The organism is Halosimplex litoreum, assembly GCF_016065055.1.
Taxonomy (GTDB): domain Archaea; phylum Halobacteriota; class Halobacteria; order Halobacteriales; family Haloarculaceae; genus Halosimplex; species Halosimplex litoreum.
On the sequence record NZ_CP065856.1, the window covers coordinates 3682105 to 3705892 of the forward strand.

Consider the following 23788-nt stretch of genomic DNA (forward strand, 5'->3'; position numbering starts at 1 on the left):
CGGGGACCTACCGACGAGGCGATGGAGCTGGCCGCCTTCGCCGAGCGCGCCCGGGCGATCGAAGCCGAGAGCGCCGACACCGACGTCGTCGAATCGGTGACCGACCTGCTGAGGGTGTCGAGCCAGGACCTGCCCGTCGTCGCCCGCTACGTCCAGGGCCGCGTGTTCCCGGCCCACGACTCGACGAAACTCGACATCGGGCCGGCGCTCTGTTACGAGGCGATCGCGAAGGCGGCCGGCCGGAACGTCACCGCCGACGACGTTGAGGAGCGCGTCGCCGACGTCGGCGACGTGGGCGAGGTAGCAGCGAGCTGCGACTTCGGCGGCCAGCGGGGGCTGGCCGCGTTCGGTGGGGGTGGCGGGGCAGGCGCTGAGGCCGGTGAGGGCGGGACCGGTGGACTGACCGTCGCCGAGGTGGACGCCGAGTTGCGCGCTCTCGCCGCGACCGACGGGTCGGGTAGCCGCGACACCAAGCGGGACATCCTGTTCGGGCTGTTCAACCGGACGGGCGACGACGAGGCGCGCTATCTCGCTCGGCTCGTCCTCTCCGAGATGCGGATCGGCGTCGGCGACGGCGCCGTTCGAGACGCGATCGCCGACGCGTTCGACGTGCCGGTCGACGCGGTCGAGCGAGCGCTGCAGGTGACAAACGACCACGGCGAAGTCGCGGTGGTCGCCCGCGACGAGGGCCTCGGCGGGCTCGAATCGCTCGGGCTCGACGTGGGGCGGCCGGTCGGCGCGATGCTGGCCCAGGCCGGCACCGTGACCGACGCGCTCGACGACTGGGAGCGGGTCGCCGTCGAGACCAAGTTCGACGGGGCCAGAGTACAGGTTCACTACGACGGCGAGGAGACGACCCTCTTCTCGCGGAACATGGAGGACGTGACCGACCCGCTCCCGGAGGTCGTCGAGTTCGTCGAAGACACCCTCGACGCGCCCGCGATTCTGGACGGCGAGGTCGTGGCCGTCGCCGACGACGGCTCGCCGCTCCCGTTCCAGGAAGTTCTCCGGCGATTCCGCCGGAAACACGACGTCGCGAAGGCCCGCGAGGACGTCACCGTCGAGTTCCGCGCGTTCGACTGCCTGCACGCCGCCGGCGACGACATGCTGGACGAGCCGCTCACCCGGCGCCACGACCGCCTGGCCGACGCGCTCGGCGATGCCGGCGCCAGGGCGCTGTCGGAACTGACCGTCTCCGGAGACTCCGACGAGATCGCCGCAATCGAGGCCGACGCCCTCGATGCGGACCACGAGGGGATCATGCTGAAAAACCCCGAGTCGGCCTACACCCCCGGCCGGCGCGGCAAGCAGTGGCTCAAGCGCAAACCCGACGTGGAGACGCTGGATCTGGTCGTGACGGGCGCCGAGTGGGGCGAAGGCCGGCGGGCCGAACTGCTGGGGACCTTCGAGATATCGGCTGCCACCGACGACGGCTTCGCCGCGCTCGGCAAGGTCGCGACTGGGATCACCGACGAGGAACTCGAAGCCCTGACGGCCCTGCTCGAACCCCACGTCCTGGCCGAAGACGGCGCCGATGTCGAGATCGATCCCACGGTCGTCTTCGAGGTGGGCTACGAGGAGATCCAGGCGTCACCGACCTACGGAGCCGGCTACGCGCTGCGGTTCCCGCGGTTTCTCGGCGTGCGCGACGACATCGACCCGGGAGACGCCGACTCGCTGGAGCGGGTCGAACGGCTGGCCGACCGGCAGTAGCGACTCACCGGTTCGCGACGCCCGAGAGCCGGAAGGCGCCACCCGAAGCCGAACCCTTAACCGCGTCTCGGCGGAAATCAGGGGTATGACTGTCCGACACGACGGCCTGACCGTCGACTGGCTCGGCTACGCCACCCTCCGAATCGAGAGCGACGACACCGTCGTCTACCTCGACCCCGGCCGCTACGGCACGCTCACCGGTGAGTGGGAGCCCGACACCCCCGACGTCGGCCACCCGCCGGGACAGGACTACCGCGCCGAGGACGCCGACGTGGTCTGTGTCACCCACATCCACCACTACGACAGCGACGGCGTCGAGCGCGTCGCCAACGAGGACACGACCGTCGTCGCCTTCGAAGGCATCGACGTGAGTGACACCGGCCGCGAGCTGACGCCGGTCGACGAACTGCCCTACGAGGTCGTCGAGGTTGGGATGGAAGACGAACTCGTCGTCGGCGACGTGCCCATCATGACGGTTCCCGCCTACAACGACCCCGACGGGAAGAACGTCGACGAGGACGGCGACCCCATCCACCCGAAGGGGATCGGCTGTGGCTTCGTCGTCACCGTCGACGACACCAACGTCTTCTGGACCGGCGACTCCGACGCCCTCGACGGTCACGAGGCGCTCGACGTGTCGCTGTTCGTCCCCTCGATCGCGTCGTCGTTCACGATGGACCGCCACGACGCCGCCGACCTCGCCGAGGCGATGGACCCCGACCTGGTGCTCCCGATCCACTACAACACGTTCGACGCGCTCGAAGCCGACAGCGGCGCCTTCGCCGAGGACGTGGCGAAACGCGGCGTCCCGGTCGTGCTGGACGAGTCCTGACTCGCCACGAACGCAGCGCCGTTCTCGGGGTGGTTCAGGGTCGCTCGATCGTCGTCCGTTCGAGCGTGTGTCGCTCGCCCTCGGACTCCCAGTCGACCCTGACGGTCGCGCCCGTCGGTACGTCCGCTATCGACAGGTCGTCGCCGACGGTCACTTCGCCGTCGTCACCCTCCACGTCCGACCAGACAACGCGCTCGTCGCCGTCGACGAACACGTGTACGGTGTCGCTCGCGACGGCGTCCCCGTCCGAGTGAACGATCTCGATGCCGCTTTCGGTCGGCTCGATCTCGAACGACGCGTCGGGCGCTCCCGGACCGGCACCGACTCCCAGCCCGAACACCACCGATCCGATCGCAGCGGCGCCCACGATAGCCGTCGTGATCAGTCCGATCAGCCAGACACTCCGATTCCACAGTTCGTACACCCGATCCGTCTCCCCGGAACTCTCGTCGGTCACGCCGTCCTATCAATTCGATTTTAACATAAACCGTTCGGTGCTCGCCGTGTTCGGACGGACTTTGCCTCGCCGACGGCCGGCACGTACGCCCGCTCACAGCACGCCCATCTCGTCGAGTCGCTCGGGCAGATACGTGTCCGTGACGAAGTCCAGACCGTACGACGCGAGACTCTGCTGTTCGGACTTCTTCCCGATGTCGAGCTGCAGTTCGATCTGTTCGGTCCAGTAGTCGGACTGGAATCGCGGGTCCTCGAGTTCGCTCTCCAGCGCGTTCACGTCGGAGTCGCTCAACGGATCGGTCGGCAGGTCGTACTCGACGATGTCCTCGGGCTGGACGCCGATGAACTGCGCTTCGGGCGTCGCGAGGTACTCCGAGAGGTGCGCGCTCTTGATGGAACCGTAGGAGACCGACCCGAAGATGCGGTAGGACCACGGGTCACCGTCCGTGAAGACCGTGACCGGCAGGTCAAGTTCGTCGTGCAGGCGCTTGGTCAGCCGCCGGGTCGCCCGCGCGGGCTGGCCGCCGAGGTGAACCACGAGCGCGTCGTGTTCGTCGTCGAAGCCGTTCTCGACGAGGCGATCGCGCATGCCACCGGTCTCGACGCAGAGGACGAACTCGGCGTCGTTGTCGAGAAACTCGATGGTGTCGGGGTTGTTGGGGATCTGGTAGCCGCCCTGTCCGACGTCGTCCTGACAGTGGATCTCCCGGTCGCCGCGGTTGGTCTGCTCGCGGAGCAGCAGCGGCCCCATCACCTTCGCGCCCGACTCCTCCGGGCGCATGTGGAAGTCCTCGCGTTTGACTTCCGAAACGATCTCCAGGTCCTCGATGAGGTTGTTCGACTCGTCCTGACTGGAAAACTGCGCCTCGTCGACGTCCCACGATTCGCTGAGATAGTAGAGTTCACGCAGGGTCGACGAGCGGTCCTGGTCGAGCTGGCGGGCCAGGAAGTCGATGGTGTAGGTGGCCTTCAGCAGCTTCTCCGCCCCGGAGATGGTCTTGGCGGTGCGAGTGCTCTCGCGGTCGCCGTACACCCAGACGTTCTTGTCCTCGTCGTACTCGATGTTGGACTTGGTCCGGGTCGGAATCCGCATCGTCGGTACGTCGCCGCCCTCGAACTGCTCGTAGAACTCCTCGGCCAGGTCGATCAGCTGTTCTCTCGCGTCGGCGTCGGTGTCTGTGTCTGCGCTCATTGGTGTGTGTCAGTGTGTGCGCTCGTCGCTACGCGTCGATCGTGACTCGCTCGTCCTCGATGCCCTCGACGGAGATGTCGAACTCCGCGTCTGCGCCCACGTCGTACTCCAGCGTGGCCTCGTCGCCGGCCGACACCGAGGTCGACCACTTGACGAACCACTCGCCGTCCATCTCGACGACGCTCGCGTCGCCGTTGGCCAGGACGGGCTCGCTCCCGGCGACGATGTCCGTGATCTCCACGTCCGCCGCTCGGTCGGAGTTGTTCTCGACGACCAGCTGGACGGTGTCGCCGTCGCGCTGGCGCTCGACGAGGACGTTGTTCATGATCCGGGCGAGCGTGTCGTCGATGTCCAGGTCGTCGTTGTCGGTGACCGCCGAGAGTTTCTCGGCCATCTCCGGCAGGATCGTCGCCAGCTTGTCCTGCTTCTCGCGGCGCTGTTGCATCGAGCGCCGTTTCTTCAGGAACGACTTCAGCTCGCGAGCCGCCTCGCGCATCGCGAGTTCGATCTCCGATTCGAGCTCGGGAACGTTCGCGACGGCGTCCTTGGACTCGCTGGTGAAGGGCACGTTCGTCGAGGCGACGTGGACCATGATGACGACCGGGCCGTTCGGGATGCCGCTTCCACCGGGCTGGTCTAAGTTGTAGTTGCGCCAGTTGATGTCCTTGACCACGTCCGTCGTCGCACAGGCGCCCCGTTGATAGACGAGCGGGACGCGGTTGGCGAAGCGCATCACCTCGGCTTTGCCCTCGGCTTCGACGTCGCCGCCGTACGCCAGGCCGGCCTCGACGATGAACGGGTCGCCGCCGTGGACGGAGGCGTCGCGGGTCGACGCCGCGTAGAAGTCGGCGTCGTACTCCTTGCGCAGCCCCTCCTCGATGAGGTCCGACTCGATGGGCGAGAGACAGTCCGTCGGCGGCGCGATGATGTCCGTCTCGCGCATGGCGTCGAGCAGCTCGCTGGCGGCGTCGCGGTCGCCGGCGATGGCCGTCACGTTCGGCGGGTCGTCCGGGACGCCGCGGGCGCGCTCCCAGATGGCTTCGACGACGTTCTCGCGGGCGGTCTCGCCGAAGGTCGCGTCGTCGTACTCCTCGGTGGCGTCGGCCGCGCGGCGGACGAACTCGCGGATCTCGTCGCGAGTGAACCGGTGACGGGCGTCGTCGGCGTCCCCGAACTTCGGGGCGAGTCGGTCGGCCAGCCCCTGGATCGTCGCGTCGTCCTTCTGGGTGGTCGTCACCTCGTCGACGACGGCGTAGAGGTCCGAACGCAGGTGTTCGTACTCCTCGGCGTCGTCGTCGACGCCGACGGCGTCGCCCGCGCCGAGGACCGCGGCCCAGCCCGCTTCGACGGCGTTCTCCCGGACCGTCGAGCCGAAGGTCACCTCGTATTTGTCCTCGATATCGTCGGCCACGTCGTCGACGAGGTCGGCGAACTCGTGGTGTGCGACGCGGTCGTAGCCGTCCAGCGCGTCGGCGACGCGGTCGGCGAACTCAGCGGTCGCCTCGGCGCCCTTGTTGGCGACGGCGGCGTCGAGCGCGCGGGCCACGTCCGCGGGTTCGTGGGCCTCGGGTGGCTCCCACGACATCTCGCGGCCGAAGTGGCGGTCGCGGAAGTTGTCGATGACCGAATCGGAGGTCTTCCCGCCGACGCGGGTGAACTCGTTCTGGAGGAAACCCGACACCGAGTAGGAGTCGGTGGCGTCGAGCATCTTGATCAGGGTGCCGAGCTCCACCCCGTGGGGGTGGGGGCGGATCTCCTCGGTCTCGGCGGGGAGCTGGTCGGTCACCCGCTCGTATTTCATGTGCTCGCTCGGTTCCCGGAGCTCGATGCGAGCGTGGGGGTTGACGACCGCGGTGTCTTTGATGTAGTCGTGGAGCTGGTTGCGAGCCCGCATGTTCGCCTCCATCTCCAGTTCGATACGCGTCCCGTGGGGCCGCTCCCAGGTCGTCGTCTCCTCGACGTCGATCTCGGGCTCGTTCGTGTCGGTGTCGATGATGAGCTCGAAGTACTCCGCCTCGGTGCCGCCCTTGGTCCGGGAGGTGATCTTCGCGGGCTTGCCCGACGTGAGCTGGGAGTAGAGAACCGCCGCGGAGATCCCTATCCCCTGTTGGCCGCGGCTCTGCTCTCGTGAGTGAAACCGCGACCCGTAGAGCAGCTTCCCGAAGACCTTGGGGATCTGCGCTTTGGTGATCCCGGGGCCGTTGTCCTCGACGATGAGGCGGTAGTAGTCGCCGGCCTCCTGGATCTCGACGTAGATGTCGGGGGCGATGCCCGCCTCTTCGCAGGCGTCCAGCGCGTTGTCGACCGCCTCTTTCACGGCGGTCACGAGTCCCCGGGCCCCGCTGTCGAACCCGAGCATGTGCTTGTTCTTCTCGAAGAACTCGGCGATGGAGATCGACCGCTGGCTCTCGGCCAGCTCCTCGGCGATCCCCTCTCCCTCGCCGAGTTGCGACTGATACGATGTCATCCGTGGAACCCCCTACTGTCGGACGGCTTAAAAGGCGTTCGCCGGCGGGGTGAAAGTGAAACCGGCCACCGGAGCCCGTGGGGTGCGACCGGCGGGGGATCAGGTCGATGCGGTCGGAGCGGCCGGGTGGGGAAAAGCTGACCGTGATATCACGGGCGAGCGGATCGCTGCACGGCGAGTCTCGCGCGAGCGCGCGTGCGAGAGCTTTAAGGGAGCCGGTCTACTACGGGGAGACAGATTCTATGTCACGGGAGCCTGAAGAGTACGGCGCACAGCAGATCCAGGCCCTGGAGGGGCTGGAGGCCGTGCGCAAACGCCCGGCGATGTACATCGGGTCCACGGACGACAGGGGCTTGCACCACCTCGTGTACGAGGTCGTGGACAACTCTATCGACGAGGCGTTGGCCGGGTACTGCGACAGCATCTCGGTCACCATCCACGACGACGGGTCCGTCTCTGTCTCCGACGACGGCCGGGGGATCCCGGTCGACACCCACGAGAAGTACGACAAGCCCGCCGTCGAGGTGGTGATGACGATCCTCCACGCGGGCGGGAAGTTCGACAACAAGTCCTACCAGGTCTCCGGGGGGCTCCACGGCGTCGGCGTCTCCGTCGTCAACGCCCTCTCCGAGCGGCTGGAAGTCGAGGTCAAGCGCGACGGCGCCGTCCACCGCGAGTCGTTCGAGCAGGGTGCCCCACAGGGGGGACTCGAACGTGTCCGCGACATGGATACCGACGAGGGAACGGGCACCACCATCCGCTTCTGGCCTGACGCCGAGATCTTCGAGGCCGACGAGTACGACTACTCCACGCTCGAATCCCGCCTGCGCGAACTGGCCTTCCTCAACTCCGGCGTCGAGATCACGCTGGCCGACGAGCGCGACGACACCGAGGACACCTTCCGGTACGACGGCGGCATCCGCGAGTTCGTCGAGTATCTCAACGAGACGAAAGAGCCGCTCCACGAGGAGGTCGTCTACTTCGAGGACGAGGACCAGGACATCCACGTCGAGGTAGCGATGCAAGGCACCAGCGAACTGCAGGGCTCTATCCACGCCTTCGCGAACAACATCAACACCCGCGAGGGCGGTACACACCTCACCGGGTTCAAGACCGCGTTGACCCGTATCGTCAACGACTACGCCGAGGACAACGGCCTGCTCGGCGAGATCGACGGCACTCTGAAGGGCGACGACATCCGCGAGGGATTGACCGCCGTCATCTCCGTCAAACACCCCGACCCGCAGTTCGAGGGCCAGACCAAGACGAAACTCGGCAACAGCGAGGTCCGGGGTATCGTCGAGTCGGCCGTCCACGACGGGCTCGGCACCTACTTCGAGGAGCACCCCGACACAGCCGAGGTCATCGTCCAGAAGGCCGTCGAGGCCGCCAAGGCGCGCAAGGCCGCCAAGAAGGCCAAGGAGCTGACTCGCCGCAAATCCGCGCTCGATTCGACGGCGCTGCCCGGCAAGCTGTCGGACTGTCAGACACGCGACCCCGAGGACGCCGAGCTGTTCATCACCGAGGGCGACTCCGCCGGCGGCTCGGCCAAGCAGGGACGCAATCCCGAGTTCCAGGCCATCCTCCCCATCCGCGGGAAGATCCTGAACGTCGAGAAACACCGGCTGGACCGCATCCTCGAGAACAACGAGATCCGTGCGATGATCACGGCCATCGGCACGGGCATCGGCGACGAGTTCGACATCGAGGACGCTCGCTACGAGAAGATCGTGCTGATGACAGACGCCGACGTCGACGGCGCCCACATCCGGACGCTCCTGTTGACCTTCTTCTACCGGCACATGCGACCGCTGCTCGAAGCGGGGTACGTCTACGCCGCCCAGCCCCCGTTGTACCGGGTTCGCTATCGTGGCAACACCTACGACGCGATGAGCGACGAGGAACGCGACCGCATCGTCGAAGAGAAGTGCGACGGCAACCCGACCCAGGTCCAACGGTTCAAGGGCCTCGGCGAGATGAACCCCCAGCAGCTGTGGGACACGACGATGGACCCCGAACAGCGGATCCTCAAACAGATCACTATCGAGGACGCCGCCGCGGCGGACAAGATGTTCTCGGTGCTGATGGGCGACGCCGTCGAACCGCGCAAACAGTTCATCAAGGACCACGCGCCCGAGGCGGAGTGGGTGGATATATGACCCGGAGCGGAGCGAGCGCTGACGACGCCGACCGACGGGAGGAGCGACGATGAGTTCCGACGTCCCCGACTCCGACGCGACGCCGGCCGCGCAGGTCGACCGCGTCCGCGTCGAGAACGAGATGGAGCAGAGCTACATCGACTACGCGATGAGCGTCATCGCGGGCCGAGCGCTCCCGGACGTGCGCGACGGGCTCAAACCAGTCCACCGGCGCATCCTCTACGCGATGCACGAGATGGGCGTGTCGAGCAACACCTCTCACCGGAAGTGTTCCTCGATCGTCGGCGAGACGATGGGTGACTACCACCCCCACGGCGACAGCCCCATCTACGACACGCTCGTCCGGATGGCCCAGGACTTCTCGATGCGCTATCCCCTCGTGGACGGCCAGGGGAACTTCGGCTCGATGGACGGCGACCCCGCCGCGGCCATGCGGTACACCGAGGCGCGGATGGCCCCCATCGCCGAGGAGATGCTCGCGGACATCGAGAAGGACACCGTCGACTTCCAGTCGAACTACGACGACCGGCTGACCGAGCCGGGGGTCCTGCCCGCGAAGGTGCCGAACCTGTTGATCAACGGCTCGTCGGGCATCGCGGTCGGCATGTCGACGAACATCCCGCCGCACAACTTCGGCGAGGTCGTCGACGCCGTCGTCAAGCTCATCGACGAGCCCGACTGCGAGGTCGACGATCTGGTCGACACTCGCGACAGCCGCGGCAACGGCACGCCGGGCCCGATCAAGGGCCCGGACTTCCCGACCGGCGGCACGATCGTCGGCCGCGAGGCCGTCTACTCGGCCTACGCGACGGGACGCGGCCGCGTGACGGTCCGCGCGAAGTACGAACTCCAGCGCGAGGCGGGGCGGATCGTCCTGACGGAGATCCCCTTCCAGGAGAACAAGGCGCGGATGGTCGAGCGCATCGCCGAGGACGTCAACGAGGGGAAGATCGAGGGCGTCTCGGACCTGCGCGACGAGTCCGACCGCAACGGCGTCCGCGTCGTCATCGAGCTCAAGCGCGGGGCCAACATCGACGTCGTCGAGAACCAGCTGAAGAAACACCACTTCGAGTCGACCTTCGGCGTCATCAACCTCGCCTTGGTCGACGGCCAGCCTCAGGTCCTGACGCTCAAGGAGACCCTCGAGGAGTATCTGTCTCATCGCAAGGAGGTCGTCCGTCGGCGCTCGCAGTACGAACTCGCCGAGGCCGAGGATCGCGCGCACATCCTCGACGGCCGGCTGAAAGCGCTGGACCAGGTCGACGCGGTCGTCGACCTCATCCGTAACTCCGAGGACCGCGACGCGGCCAAGGCCGCCCTGCAGGGCGAACTCGACCTCGAAGAGCTCGACGCGGAGTTCGAGCACCTCGACGCCCAGACCGCCTTCGACTTCTCCGGCGACCAGGCCGACCACATCGTCCGGATGCAGCTCGGCTCGCTCACCTCGATGGAGGCAGCGGAGATCGAGAGCGAGTACGAGGACCTTCAGGCCGAGATCGAACGCCTGGAGACGATCCTCGAGGACGAGAGCGAGCTCCTGGCCGTGATCAAAGAGGAGCTGGAGGAGATGAAAGCCGAGTACGACGACGAGCGCCGGACGAACTTCGTCGAGAGCGACGAGATCACCAACGAGGATCTGATCCCCGAGGAGGACGTGGTCGTCGTCATCACCGAGGACGACTACATCAAGCGGATGCCCGTCGACCGCTTCGACCCCCAGGGTCGCGGCGGCAAGGGCATCATCGGCGCCGACCCCAAAGAGGGAGACCGGGTCTCGAAGGTGTTCCGGGCCAACACCCACGACTACCTGCTCTCCTTTACCAACCAGGGGCAGGTGTACAAACTCAAGACCTACGAGATCCCGGAGATGAGTCGGACGGCCCGCGGGAAGTCGGCGGTCAACCTCATCGACCTCGACGACGGCGAGGAGATCACCGCCGTCGTCAACACGGACGACTTCGAGCCCGAGGAGTCGATCGCGATGGTCACTCGCGACGGCTACGTCAAGCGGACCAACGCCGAGGAGTTCGAGAACATCCTCTCGACGGGGATCATCGCCGCCGACCTCGAGGAGGGCGACGAACTCGTCGACGTGGAGGTCACCGACCACACGAAGGATCTCGTCATCGCCACCGAACGGGGCATGACGATCCGCTTCGACGAGAGCGAGGCCCGCGAGATGGGCCGCAACGCCCGTGGCGTCGGCGGGATCGACCTTCAGGGCGACGACAAGGTTGCGGGTATGGTCGCCACCGACGAGGACGACGACCGCTGTCTCCTGACGGTCACTCGCAACGGTTTCGGCAAGCGGACCACCCTCTCGGAGTATCGCCGCCAGTCACGCTACGGCAAGGGGCTCATCGACATCAAGACCGACGAGCGCAACGGCCTCGTCAGTACCGTCAAGGCCGTCAGCGAGGACGACCACCTGATGATCATGAGCGAGCGCGGCCAGATCATGCGCATCCGCGCCGGTGACGTGAGCGAGGTCGGGCGCAATACGAAGGGCGTCGTCGTGATGAAACTGGAAGAGGGCGACAGCGTCGCCAGCGTCGACGTCGTCCCGGCGTCCGTCGAAGTGGCCGGTGACGACGAAGGCGAAGCCGAGTAGTAACGCTCACGATATCGACCTCTTTCGGCCGATCGCACCGTCCAGCGCGTCGCTTCCCCGTGACAGGTCACAAGAACTTTGCCGGAGTCGGGCGGACCTCCGACAGCGACGGGGGAACCCGACGACTCAGCTATGTTCGATAGACGTGCAGGTTCGGCGGTCGGCGTACTGTTCGTCCTCGCGGTCGCGGTCGCCGGTACAGCGGTGCTACCGGCGGTCGCGGTCGCCGGGTCGGAAACACGGCCAGCGGGAGCCTCGGTCGGCGCCGCTGGGTCGGGGTGTCCAGCGGCTGGCGTCGCGGCGGGCCCGGCCGCCGATCTGGACGCGGATAGCGGTCCGGCCGCGTCCGGGACGGCGAGCGGCCACTCACTCGCCAGCTATCCGGAGGCGCCGCAGATGGACGTGGCCCGGGGCGACGTCGCGGCCATCGAGACGGGGATCCCGAACGGTCGAACGGGGACCGTCCGGATCGAGTCGGTCGACGGGGAGTTCGACGTCTCGCTGACGTTCGCGAACAACGACGGCCGCAAACCCGCGACCCTGTACGTCAACACCTACCTCGCGGGCAACGAGACGGCGGTCGCGAACCGCGCGTACACCGCCGGCGACAGCGACCGCGTGGCGGTCGCCGGCAGGGAGTCGGTCACCGGGACGCCGATGCCGGTCGGCGCCTACGACGTGACCGTCGAGACCGAGTCCGGGACGACCACCCAGCGGCTGACCATCGACGAACCCGAAGTCGGAGACGTGACCCTCCTGCGCGCGCCCGGCGACCGTTTCGAGGAACTGGACACCGACGAGGACGTCGTCGCGGCCCGCGAGACGGGGCTGATAACCGAGCTACCGATGACCGACGATGGCCCGGCGGTCGCGCTGGGTGACACGATGGTCTACCGGCTGAACGCCAGCGGCTTCTACGGCCTGTTGGCCGCCCAGGGCGGCGCGACGAGCGAGTCGAACTTCCTCGCGGCGACCGGCGACGACGGTGTGTTCGACCTGTCGATCACGTCCTCGGGCGACTGCGAGTCGGCCGTCGACGTGGCGGGTAGCGTCGACGACGGTACCGCTCGCGTGATTCCGGACCCGTCCAACGAGACGCTGTACGTGACCGCCGACCTGCGCCGCGTGGCCGTTCCGGAGGGCATCGAACGCGGATTCCTCGGCCCGGGCCGAGCGACGTACGTGTTCGCCGGCGACACACACGTCACCGAGTCGGACACGACGACCGCGGTGGACTACGCGGTCGCCGAGCGGACCTACGGCTACGATTCCGACGGCGGTATCATCGTCCGGTCGGCCGAACCCGGGCAGCGGGTCGCCGGCGAGACGAACCTGGCCCCGGGGACGAACCTGACGGTCGAGGTCGCCGGACTCGACGGCGACTACGACGCGAGCGCGCGGACGACCGTCGACGACGACGGGACCTTCGGCGTCGACGTCGACCTGAGCGACGCACCGAACGAGAGCCGGTTCACCGTCTCGATCGCTCAGATCGAGAACTCGCAGACGCTGCTGACGACTGGGTCGGCCGAGGCGACGGCCGTCCTGTTCGAGCAGTACGAGTCGGCGAGTTCGAGCGAGGCCGACCGGGTAGAGAGTGCCCGCGTCGCGCTCGAGGACGGCGGCTTCCTGGCTGTGTATCTCGTCCCGCCGGACGAGCAGGTGACCCGCGAGAATCTGATCGGGCGCTCGGGATACCTCCAGCCCGGCGTGCACGACCCGACGGTCTCGCTCGACCGGCCGCTGACCGACAGCGCGAACGTCGTCCTCGTGGCACACCGCGACGACGACGGGGACGGTCGCTTCGACTACCCGGCCGACGACAGCCCCTATCGGATCGGCGGTGGCGCCGTCTACGGCGTGGGTCGAGTGCTGCTCGCCGGAGACGGTTCGACCCCGCCCAGAGACCCGCAGTACCTCGGCGTGACGCTCCCGCCGGCCGACGATATCACGGGAACGCCGGTCCCGACGGCGACGCCGACCGAGGACCCGACGGCGACCGCGACGCCGTCGCCGACGCCGACCGCGACGGACGCGGACGGCTCGGTCGGGACGACCGAACTCCCGCCACCGACGCTACGCGGAACGGACGCGCCGACGGTGACGGCCGTTCCGAACGGCACCGCCGTCGGCACGACCGGCCCGAACGGCACCGTCGGGCCGAACGGAACGGTCGCGAACGGGACCGTGACGGTCACGGACGGGGCGACCGACGGGTTCGGCCCCGGGTTCGGGGTGACCGTCGTGGTGGTCGCCGTCGTCCTGTTCGGCGCGGTCGCGCTCTCGCACCGCGAGTGAACGCCGTGGGCCGGTCGCAGTACGGACGCTAGAGGATCCGTTTGCCGAGCGCGCTCGCGGCGAGTTCGACGGCGAGTTCTGCAGTCCTATTGTGGTCGTCGAGGATGGGGTTGACTTCCACGATCTCCAGGGAGGTCAACGCCGAGCCGGCGGTTCGTGAGACGAGCTCCATCGCGGTGTGGCCCTCGCGATAGGAGGCCCCGCCGCGGACCGGTGTACCGACCCCCGGGGCCTCGGTCGGGTCGAGGAAGTCCATGTCGAGGCTGACGTGGACGCCGTCGGTCCCGTCGGTGGCGACGTCGACGGCCTCACGCGTCACCTCGGGGAGCCCGCGTTGGTCGATGTCGGTCATCGAGAACGTCGTCACGTCGCTCTCCCGCAAGGCGTCGCGTTCCCGGTCGTCGAGGTCCCGGAGGCCGACCATGGCGACGTTCTCGGGGTCGACGGTTCGGGCCTGCGCCCAGTCGCTGTCGGCGAACGAACCGCGGCCGAGGATCGCGGCCACGGACATCCCGTGGACGTTCCCGCTGGGGGAGGTGGTCGGCGTGTTGAAGTCGCCGTGGGCGTCGAACCAGACGATCCCCAGGTCGCGGTCGCGGGCGGCGCCGCCGACGGTTCCGATGGCGATGGAGTGGTCACCGCCGAGGACGAGCGGCACTGCGCCGCCGTCGACGGCTCCGGCGACTTCGTCGGCGAGGTCCCGACACACTCGCTCGGTCGCGCCGAGGTACTTCGCGCGCCCCTCTCGCGGGCGGCCGGCGTCCGGTTCGGTCCGCTCGGGGCTCGGGACGGCGACGTCCCCGCCGTCCTCGTAGTCGATCCCCAGCGAGGGCAACTCCTCCGCGAGGCCGGCGTAGCGGATTGCCGAGGGTCCCATGTCAACGCCGCGCCGGTCCGCGCCCAGGTCCATCGGCGCGCCGAAGACGCGCACTGGTCGGTTCATACGCTCGCAAGGAGGGCGAGCGGCAAAACCGTCGGGGGACGACGACGCTACGACCGTCCCGACGTCTCCCCCAACCTCCCACTGGACTTGCTCGCACCCCGTACGACAGTTGACAAATGGATCTGAGTTATCGCCCGCGTACCGTCGGACCGCGAGCGGATCCGCTGTGTGAGGGACTGACTGTCGCGACATCGGAGTCGGGAGACGGCGAAATTCGCCGCTCGCACGGACGGCCACCGCCGGCTTTAATAAAATCTATGACCAAAACGAGAGTATGTCATCAATCGAACTGACGCCCAGCCAGAAAAACATCCTACAGGAGCTCGTCAATCTCTATCGGGAGTCCGAGAGCGCGGTGAAAGGGGAGGACATCGCGGAGAAGGTCGACCGGAACCCGGGGACGATCCGCAACCAGATGCAGAGTCTCAAAGCCCTCCAGCTGGTCGAGGGCGTCCCCGGTCCGAAAGGCGGGTACAAGCCGACGGCGACGGCCTACGACGCCCTCCAGATCCAGGACATGGACCAGGCGGCGGACGTGCCGCTCGCTCACAACGGCTCCGATATCGAGGACGCCAACGTCGAGGAGATCGACCTCACCAGCGTCCACCACCCCGAGGAGTGTCGCGCCGAGATCAAGCTCCAGGGATCGATCGCGGACTTCCACGAGGGCGACACCATCACCGTCGGCCCGACGCCGCTCTCGAAGCTCCAGATCATCGGCTCGCTCGAAGGCAAGGACGACACGAACAACAAGCTCATCCTCACGATCGACGACATGCGCGCACCGGCCGGCGAGCCCGAGCACTGACTCGCCCCCCGGCGACACTTCGACACCATCGAGACGCTCACCCCCGGTGACGCCCGCTCGTTCTCCCGTGTTGACGCTAACTCGGTGGTCGATCCCCGACGTTCGTGATAGAACGTGGTCGAACCGTCGGATCCTCGGGCCGGATTCGCAGGCTTTGTATCACCCCGCCACAGAGTGGGCCGCATGAGCGACAACGTCGTCGTGCTCGGGTCCGGTTACGCGGGCGCGGGTGCGGTCAAGAGTCTCGAATCCCATCTCGACGGTCGAGCCAACGTCACCTGGATCTCGGACGTGGACTATCACCTCGTCCTGCACGAGTCACACCGCTGTATCCGTGATCCCAGCGTCCGCGAGAAGGTCACGATCCCCGTCGAGGAGGTCAAATCGCCGTCGACGACCTTCCGTCAGGCAACCGTCGAGGGTGTCGACACCGACGAGCGCGTCGTCGAACTCGAAGACGGGTCGGACGTCTCCTACGACTACCTGCTCGTCGGCATCGGCTCGCGCACCGCCTTCTTCGGTATCGACGGCCTGCGCGAACACGCGCTCACGCTCAAGAGTCTCGACGACGCGCTCGACATCCACGACGCGGTCTCGGAAGCCGCCGCGGCCGCGACCCGGGACGATCCCGCGACGGTCGTCGTCGGTGGCGCCGGCCTCTCGGGCATCCAGACCGCCGGGGAGATCGCCGGGTATCGCGACGACTACGGTGCCAGTATCGACATCGAACTCGTCGAGGGCCTCGACCGGGTCCTCCCCAACAGCGACCCCGAACTGCAGGGCGCGCTCCGCAAGCGCCTGGAGGCCGCCGACGTGAACATCCACACCGGCGAGTTCATCGGCGAGGTCGACGAAGAGACCGTCTACGTCGGCGACGACACCGAGATGGACTACGACGTGCTGATCTGGACGGGTGGCATCACCGGTCGCGAGGCCGTCGCCGAGGCGAACGTCGACAAAGACGAGCGCTCGAACCGCATCTTCTCCGGGATGACCTTCGAGACCGACGACGACCGCGTGTTCGCCATCGGCGACGCCGCCATCGTCGACCAGCCCGGTGACGACCCCGCGCCGCCGACCGCCCAGGCCGCCTGGCAGGCCGCCGAGGTCGCCGGCGAGAACCTCGCCCGACGCGTCAAGGGCCAGCCGCTCACCGAGTGGACCTTCGACGACAAGGGGACCGTCGTCTCCGTCGGCGAGGAGGCGGTCGCCCACGACGTGAAACTGCTCCCCATCTCCACCTTCGGCGGCCTCCCCGCCGAGCTCCTCAAGAAGGGCATCGCCGCCCGCTGGATCGCCGACGTGTCCTCCGTCGGCAACGCCATCGACGCCTGGCCCGACATGTGACATCCTCCGCGCGGTAAACGGAGAGGGGGCAAAGCTCCCTCAGGCAGTCGGGCGTAGCCCGACGGCGGCGCGGTTTCCCCCGTGAAAGTCTCAGCCGGTTAAGACGCTCCGGAGACAATATTCCCGTCACGGTGGACACCCGTCCCCCCCACGCCTCCCGGTCGGTCGAACGCCCTCGTCCGCAACGAATATATCCCGGCCGAGTGACGGTTCGGTTCGATGTCACAGAACCCCCTGGCCAACCCCGCCATCAGATACGGTATCGGCGCCTCCGGCGCGCTCGTGATCGCCGTCGTCGCGTACCTCTTCCTCGACGGGACCACCCAGCTCGTCGCCTACGCGGTGGCCGTGCTCGATCTGCTCGTCACGCCGCAGATCCTCAAGCGAGCCGCGACCGCCTGACCGGCGACGAGCGACCGGGCGGTGATGTCGGTTCGTGAGGACGTTACGCTCGGAGATTTCAGCAGTTGATACTGACGCCGGTGTGTTTTTGTCCGAATAGTCCACTGAGCATGGTATGCCAACCGACGGAGTCGCCGGGGCGGCCTCACCGGGTGGGGGACTGCGGGCCAAGTTCGAATCGTTCGTGGAGTTCACGCCGAGCGGGGACACGATCCCCGACGAGTCGTGGCGGCGTCGGCACCGAAACATCCTGCTGGTCGTGCTCGCCCACGTCCCGTTCCTGTTCCTGTTGGGGACCTTCGAGGGGACCGAGACGACGTTCTCGGGGGCGACTATCCCGTCGATCCCGCTGCCGACCGTCCTGCTCGAACTCGGCCTGCTGGTCGCGCTGGTCGGCGCGGCGAGCCTCCCGCGGCTCCCCCGGCGGGCGCGCACCGCGCTGGGGACGGTCAGCATGTTGACGGCCTCTATCCTCCTCGTCCAGTTCTCCGGCGGCTTCATCGAGGCGCACTTCCACTTCTTCGTCGCGATGGCGGTGGTCGCGGTCTACGAGGACTGGTTCCCGTTCGCGCTGGGGATCGGGAAGGTGGTCCTCACACACGGCGTCTTCGGGATGATCAACCCGAGCCGGGTGTACAACCACGAGGCCGCGATTTCCAACCCCTGGGCCTGGGGGCTGATCCACGGCGTGTTCGTCCTCGCACTGGCCGTCGCGCTGATGTCGCACTGGTACTCGACGGAGCGCTCCCGGGCGGAGGCGAGAGCGCGCCTTCGGGAAGCCGAAGAGAAGACCCAGCAGGTCACCGACCTGGAGGAGCAGCGGGCGGAGATCGAGGAGGCGAAGGCGGAGGCCGAGTCGGCTCAGGAGCGGGCCCAACAGCGTCGGCGGGAGGTCGAGCGGCTGAACGACCACCTCGAAGCCAAGGCCGACGACTACAGCGCGACGATGTCACGGGCCGCGGACGGGGCGCTCCACGTCCGCCTGGACGCCGAGAGCGAGAGTGAGGCGATGACGCGGATCGCCGAGGCGTTCAACGAGATGATCGGCGAGACGGAGTCGGCGATGGCGGAGATCCAGAGCTTCGCCGCCGAGGTCGCCGAGGCGAGCGCCGAGGCCGACGACGGCGCCGCCGCCGTCGAGCGGGCCAGCGAGGAGGTCAGCGAGTCGATCGACGAGATCTCGACGGGCGCGAACGACCAGTCGGCGAAGCTCGACGCCGTCTCCGCGGAGATGAGCGACCTCTCGGCGACGGTCGAGGAGGTGGCGGCCTCGGCCCGGACGGTCGCGGAGACCTCGCGGGAGACCGCGGAGATAGCCGACGAGGGCGAGGCGACCGCGCGGACGGCCATCGAGAACACCCGAGAGAGCCGCGCGGTGATCGACGAGACGACCGACCGCGTCGAGGCGCTCGACGACCGGATGGCCGAGATCGGCGAGATCGTCGACGTCATCGGCGACGTGGCCGAACAGACGAACATGCTCGCACTCAACGCCAACATCGAGGCCGCACGGGCGAGCGGTGGCGGCGGTGCGGGCGGCGACGGGTTCGCGGTGGTCGCAGACGAGGTCAAACAGCTCGCCGAGGAGACGCGGGCGTCGGCGACGGAGATCGAGAACCTGATCGAGGAGACCCAGGAGCAGACGACGGCGACGGTCGAAGAGGCGCGTCGGGCGGAGCGACACATGGCCGAAAGCGTCGAGGTGGTCGAGGCGGTCGTCGAGGCGTTCGAACAGGTCGCCGAGAACGCCGAGGAGACCGACCGGGGGATCCGGGAGATCAGCGCGACGACGGACGACCAGGCCGCGAGTACCGAGGCGGCGGTCTCGACGGTCGAGGAGGTCGCGGCGATCAGCCGGTCGACCGCCGAAGAGAGCGAACGGGCGGCAGCGGCCGCCGGGGAGCAGGCGACCGCAATCTCGGAGGTCAGCGCGAGCGTGGGGTCGCTGAGCGACCGGGCCGAACGCCTGCAGTCCCTGCTGCGGAGCTTCGAGGTCGACGAAGCGGGGGCGGGTCGGCGGACGAGCGGGGCGGCGACGGCGACCGTGGTCGAGGACGGCGGACGGCCGGAGTAGCCCGGCGAGAGCGCGGACGGGCCGACAGCGCGCTCGCTACCGAAGCCGGTGGTCGCCACAGGTCCTGTCCCGGCCGAACACCGTGCGGAAGCCGGTGGCGAGATCCGATCCGTGGCGTCCTCCGCCCGAATCCATAATATAGATATAATATAAATATATATACGTACGGCTGACCGAACTGTCTCTGTAGCAGATCAATCGCACCGGAGACCCCGAATGCACGCCGAGAACGTCGCCAATCAGGTGCTGAATCGGATCTACGAGCCGGCGAAGCGAGCGGTTTCGATGGCGTTCACCGTCGCGCTACTACCCGGAACGATCGTTCACGCTTCCTCGCGTCGCCTCGCCGCCGCACTGCTTGGTCTCGCCGTACGGCGGTTCGCGTGGTTCGGACTTCCGGGGTCCGACGTGTCGTTCGGTCGCTCGTTTCACGGAGACGTGCGGGTGCCCCTCGACGGTCGGCCGTGGAGGAGCCTCGCGGTAACGGTCGCACCGACGGTCCTCGGGCTGCCCCTCGCACTCGCGACGTTCCGGTCGCTCCGGCGATCACTGGCGCTTCCCGCTATCGACACCGGAATGAGCGTCTTCGCGGTCGTTGGAGCGTACGGCTCGTCGATCCTGGGCCTCCCGCCACTCGAAGGAGTCGTCTCGGTCGTCGGTCTGTGGGTCGGTTGTTCGGTGGCTCTCAGGTCGCTGCCGGATCGAACTGACGGCATTCGGTCGCTGGAAACGGTTCGATCCGGAGAGAACGGATCGATAGCGACGCGTCTCTGTGGTGACGCCCTGTTCGCCGTGGGCACGATACTGGGCGTGCGGTTCACACTGCAGGTCGCCGTACTCGCCGTGTTGGTATCGGGCGTCGAGTTCGCCGTCTCGATGTGGCCGTACTATCTGGCGGGGCTCGCGTCCGTCTGGTACTTCGAACGGGACCTCGTCGACGCCTGGAGAGACGACCGCCCCATCGAAGAATCCACCCCTGCGCTTCGCGTGCTGCTCCGGGGCAGGAAGCGGCGCGCGACCTACGGCGTAGCGCCGACGAAAGCCGAGCTCGACCGCTCGGTCGACCGTCTCGACCACGCCGACGAACAGGTCCGTCGTCTGGCCGCGCAGTTCCTGGGAGCCGCCGCCGCGGACGATCCGGAGCGGCTCGCGGCGCACGCTCCCCCGGCGTGTGAGCGCGTCGTCGAGGAGTGGGACTTCCTCACCGAGTCCGCCCTGGTACGATACCTGATCGAGGTGACTCCGCACGTCGACGCGTACGATCCGATGGCAGAGGCGGCGGTCGCGTTACTCGCGGACGATTCCGACGCGATCCAGCAGTTGGCGACGGAACTCGTCGGACGGCTCTCCGAGCAGAACGCCGACGCCTTTCGCTCACGCGTCTCCGAGCTGGTCGAACGGCTGGAACGGGAGTCCGACCGGGCGGCCCGACAGAACCTCGCGGTCGCGATCCGAAACGTGGCACGTGATTCACCGGGCGCGGTTGCGCCGTACGAGTCACCCCTCCGTCAGTTCGCGGAATCGAAGGACGGGGCGGATGCCCGGGCGCTCGACAGCGCGATGGAGGAACTGCAGACCGACGGGGTCTGACCGTCTCACTCCCCGAGCCCGAGCCCGGGATGCCATCGGTCGACCCCGGCCGCGTCGGCCGCCGCGTCCATCTCGGCGAGGATCGAGACGGCCTCGCTGGCCACCTTTGCGGCCTTGCGCTCGCCCTCGGTTCGGAACTCGCCGGTGACGCGGTTGGCGTAGACCGTACAGACCGCGCCCGCACGGAGCCCGTAGAGGTTGGCGAGCGTCAGGATCGCCGCGGCCTCCATCTCGAAGTTGAGGACGTTCGCTTCCCGAAGGTTCTCGACGATTTCGTCGGCGCCCGCCGCCTCGAAGCCACGGAATCCGGGGCGGCCCTGGCCGGCGTAGAAACTGTCCGTGCTGGCCGTGATCCCGACGTGGTAGTCGTAGTCCAGCCGCTCGGCGGCGGTGACGAGCGCGCCCACGACGCGGTCGTCGGCGCTGGCGGGGTAGTCCTCGCGGACGTACTCGTCGCTGGTACCCTCCTGGCGGACGGCGCCCGCGCTGATGACCAGATCCCCGACGGACGCCTCCTCGCGGATTGCGCCACAGGACCCGACTCGCAGGAGCGTATCGACGCCGACCCGGGCGAGTTCCTCGACGGCGATGGCCGCCGACGGCGATCCGATCCCCGTCGACGTGACCGAGATCGGGGTCCCGTCGTGGGTCCCCGTAGCGGTGCGGTACTCGCGGTGTTCGGCGACGGTCTCCGAGGCGTCCCAGCCGTCGGTGATCTTCTCGACGCGCTCGGGGTTTCCGGGTAGGAGGACGCTGTCGGCCACCTCGCCCGCCGAGACTTCGAGGTGGTACTGCTCGTCCTCGTTGGGGTCCTCGCTGGCGGGAGTCTCGCCGCCGTCCGTTACCGGTTCGCGCTCGCCGAGTTCGTCGTCCTCACTCATCGCTCGACCATCTCCCGGGAGATCGCCTCGGGCAGCAACTCGCCGAGTTCGTACTCGACGCGGCCGTCGGGGCCCTCGCAGACCACGACGAACGACTCGTCGCAGAACTCGGCGAGCGACTGACGGCACATCCCGCAGGGAGTCACGCCGTCCTCCGCGGCCGAGGAGACGGCGAGACGCTCGAACTCGCGGTGGCCGTCGCGGACCGCCGTCCCGAGCGCGACCTCCTCGGCGTGGAGGCTGTTGCTGTAGTTGGCGTTCTCGATATTACAGCCGGTGTAGACGCGGCCGTCGGCGGCCCGCAGCGCCGCGCCGACGGCGTACTCGGAGTAGGGCGCGTAGGCGGCCTCGCGGGCTTCGCGCGCCTGGTCGAGCAAGTCGGTCATGGACCTACAGAGCGGTGGATCCCACTTAAGCCGTCGCCCCGCGATCCCCTCGCGGCGAGTCGACGCGAACGGTCGGAGGTGGCGAGGGGTCGGACGAATCGATAGAATAAATACCATTTTTCGAGAAGGACGGCCCATGCGATACGAGAACCCGATACTACCGGGATTCCACCCGGATCCGACTATCTGCCGGGTCGACGGTACCTTCTACCTCGCGACGAGTTCCTTCGAGTACTTCCCGGGCGTCCCGCTCTACCGGAGCGAGACCCTCGTCGACTGGGAGCCCATCGGCCACGCCCTCACACGCGATTCCCAGCTTCCGCTGGGAGGTGTCGGTCCCTCCGGCGGCATCTTCGCACCGACGCTCCGGCACCACGACGGGACCTTCTACCTCGTCACGACGAACGTCAACGACGACGGGCACGTGCTCGTCAGCGCCGACGACCCGACCGGCGAGTGGTCCGACCCGACGCTGATCGACGCGCCCGGGTTCGACCCCGACCTGTTCTTCGAGGACGACACCTGCTATTTCACCTACCACGAGGAGGACACCGAGAACCCGATCCGACAGGCCGAGATCGACGTCGAAACGGGCGAAATCGGCGAATCTAGGACGATCTGGACGGGATTCCGCGATCCGCACGTCGAGGCCCCGCACATCTACGAACGTGACGGAACGTACCACCTGATCCTCGCGGAAGGAGGGACCCACGCGGGGCACATGGTCGTCTCGGCGCGCGCCGACGACCCGACGGGTCCCTACGAGGGGTGCCCGGACAATCCCGTGCTCACCCACTGGGGCCGGCCACGAGCCGATATCCGCGCGGTCGGCCACGCCGACCTCGTCGCGGACGGGAGCGGGAACTGGTGGCTCGTCTGTCTCGGCATCCGCCAGCGCGGGCCGTGGCCGCGGTACCACCACCTCGGCCGCGAGACGTTCCTCGCTCCCGTCACCTGGGAAGACGGGTGGCCGGTGGTCAACGACGGGAACCCGATCCGAGCCGAGATGGACGGGCCGCTGCCCGGCGAGCGCCGGACGGGAACGGACCCGGTCGAACACACCGAGACCGAGTTCGCGGACGGACTGGGCGTCGAGTGGCAGTTCCGCCGCAATCCCGACCACGAGCGCTATCGGACGGATGCGGACGGACTCCGCCTCCGCGGCGGTCCGGAGCGCCTCGACGAAGCCGGGGCCACCTTCGTCGGCCGCCGACAGACCGCCTTCGACTGCCGTGCCGACCTGTCGCTGTCGTTCGACCCCGCCGACGGTGAGGAGGCCGGACTCGCGGTGCTCGCCAACGAACGACACCACTATCAGCTCGGCGTGACCCGTCGGGACGGGCGGCGAGAAGCCGTCGTCCGTCTCCGGATCGGGGACGCGACGGACGTGGTCGGTCGCACGCTGGTCGGGCCGTCGACCGACCTGGCCGTGGTGGCCGACACCGACGACTACCGCTTTCTCGTCGACGGCGAGGCACTCGCGTCGGCGGCGACTCGCTACCTCTCGACGGAGGTCGCCACCGGGTTCACGGGCGTGTTCCTCGGTCCTTACGCGACCGGGCACGGAACCACGTGCGAGTCGGACGCGCTGGTCGAGCGTTTCGCCTACGAGTCCCGAACGCGGTGAAG

The 23788-nt window shown here is 67.9% G+C and carries 17 protein-coding genes; 11 read left to right on the forward strand and 6 right to left on the reverse strand.

Translation table 11 applies throughout. The features are described 5' to 3' along the window. Positions 1 to 21 precede the first annotated feature (21 nt). Complete coding sequence (gene ligA / locus I7X12_RS18280) at positions 22 to 1713, forward strand: ATP-dependent DNA ligase LigA (protein WP_198061448.1); 1692 nt, start codon at positions 22 to 24, stop codon at positions 1711 to 1713. 85 nt (positions 1714 to 1798) lie between these two features. Beyond that, positions 1799 to 2545: an MBL fold metallo-hydrolase gene (locus I7X12_RS18285; protein WP_198061449.1), complete on the forward strand. Its 747-nt coding sequence runs from the start codon at positions 1799 to 1801 to the stop codon at positions 2543 to 2545. A 34-nt stretch (positions 2546 to 2579) separates the two neighbouring features. Here I7X12_RS18285 and I7X12_RS18290 read toward each other — a convergent pair whose 3' ends face one another. The 3 genes from I7X12_RS18290 to I7X12_RS18300 form a co-directional block, all read right to left on the reverse strand. Beyond that, a complete protein-coding gene (locus tag I7X12_RS18290; protein WP_198061450.1) occupies positions 2580 to 3002 on the reverse strand; it encodes a type IV pilin in 423 nt (140 codons plus the stop codon). 93 nt (positions 3003 to 3095) lie between these two features. Continuing rightward, complete coding sequence (locus I7X12_RS18295) at positions 3096 to 4193, reverse strand: DNA topoisomerase IV subunit A (protein WP_198061451.1); 1098 nt, start codon at positions 4191 to 4193, stop codon at positions 3096 to 3098. Positions 4194 to 4221: 28 nt separating this feature from the next. Beyond that, entirely contained in the window at positions 4222 to 6660 is a 2439-nt protein-coding gene (locus tag I7X12_RS18300) for a DNA topoisomerase VI subunit B (RefSeq protein WP_198061452.1), read from the reverse strand. Between the two features lie 242 nt (positions 6661 to 6902). Between I7X12_RS18300 and gyrB the strand changes: the two genes are divergently transcribed. From gyrB to I7X12_RS18315, 3 genes are all read left to right on the forward strand, one after another. Next, positions 6903 to 8819, forward strand: a complete 1917-nt coding sequence (gyrB, locus tag I7X12_RS18305; protein WP_198061453.1) for a DNA topoisomerase (ATP-hydrolyzing) subunit B — start codon at positions 6903 to 6905, stop codon at positions 8817 to 8819. Between the two features lie 49 nt (positions 8820 to 8868). Further along, entirely contained in the window at positions 8869 to 11430 is a 2562-nt protein-coding gene (gene gyrA, locus I7X12_RS18310) for a DNA gyrase subunit A (RefSeq protein ID WP_198061454.1), read from the forward strand. A gap of 132 nt (positions 11431 to 11562) precedes the next feature. Beyond that, entirely contained in the window at positions 11563 to 13728 is a 2166-nt protein-coding gene (locus I7X12_RS18315; RefSeq protein ID WP_198061455.1) for a DUF7282 domain-containing protein, read from the forward strand. A gap of 28 nt (positions 13729 to 13756) precedes the next feature. On the opposite strand, the gene rocF is transcribed toward I7X12_RS18315, so the two are convergent. Continuing rightward, positions 13757 to 14671 (reverse strand): arginase, encoded by a 915-nt coding sequence (rocF, locus tag I7X12_RS18320; RefSeq protein WP_198061456.1) that lies wholly within the window; start codon positions 14669 to 14671, stop codon positions 13757 to 13759. A gap of 274 nt (positions 14672 to 14945) precedes the next feature. Here rocF and I7X12_RS18325 point away from each other — a divergent pair, with 274 nt between their 5' ends. The 5 genes from I7X12_RS18325 to I7X12_RS18345 all read left to right on the forward strand — a co-directional run bounded on the left by I7X12_RS18325 (position 14946) and on the right by I7X12_RS18345 (position 20892). Next, positions 14946 to 15479, forward strand: coding sequence for an HTH domain-containing protein (locus I7X12_RS18325; protein WP_179918973.1), 534 nt, complete (start codon positions 14946 to 14948; stop codon positions 15477 to 15479). Between the two features lie 183 nt (positions 15480 to 15662). Then, entirely contained in the window at positions 15663 to 16826 is a 1164-nt protein-coding gene (locus I7X12_RS18330) for an NAD(P)/FAD-dependent oxidoreductase (RefSeq protein ID WP_198061457.1), read from the forward strand. Positions 16827 to 17045: 219 nt separating this feature from the next. Then, positions 17046 to 17228 (forward strand): hypothetical protein, encoded by a 183-nt coding sequence (locus I7X12_RS18335; protein WP_198061458.1) that lies wholly within the window; start codon positions 17046 to 17048, stop codon positions 17226 to 17228. 115 nt (positions 17229 to 17343) lie between these two features. Then, a complete protein-coding gene (locus I7X12_RS18340) occupies positions 17344 to 19302 on the forward strand; it encodes a methyl-accepting chemotaxis protein (protein ID WP_198061459.1) in 1959 nt (652 codons plus the stop codon). A 216-nt stretch (positions 19303 to 19518) separates the two neighbouring features. After that, positions 19519 to 20892 carry a hypothetical protein gene (locus I7X12_RS18345; protein ID WP_198061460.1) on the forward strand — a complete coding sequence of 458 codons (1374 nt, stop codon included), beginning with the start codon at positions 19519 to 19521 and terminating at the stop codon, positions 20890 to 20892. 5 nt (positions 20893 to 20897) lie between these two features. On the opposite strand, the gene I7X12_RS18350 is transcribed toward I7X12_RS18345, so the two are convergent. Together I7X12_RS18350 and cdd are read right to left on the reverse strand one after the other, a co-directional pair. Further along, positions 20898 to 21773, reverse strand: a complete 876-nt coding sequence (locus I7X12_RS18350; RefSeq protein WP_198061461.1) for a nucleoside phosphorylase — start codon at positions 21771 to 21773, stop codon at positions 20898 to 20900. Next, positions 21770 to 22159: a cytidine deaminase gene (cdd, locus tag I7X12_RS18355; RefSeq protein ID WP_198061462.1), complete on the reverse strand. Its 390-nt coding sequence runs from the start codon at positions 22157 to 22159 to the stop codon at positions 21770 to 21772. Before cdd ends, I7X12_RS18350 begins: the two co-directional genes overlap by 4 nt. Before the next feature lie 136 nt (positions 22160 to 22295). Here cdd and I7X12_RS18360 point away from each other — a divergent pair, with 136 nt between their 5' ends. Next, positions 22296 to 23786, forward strand: a complete 1491-nt coding sequence (locus I7X12_RS18360) for a glycoside hydrolase family 43 protein (protein WP_198061463.1) — start codon at positions 22296 to 22298, stop codon at positions 23784 to 23786. Positions 23787 to 23788: the final 2 nt, after the last annotated feature.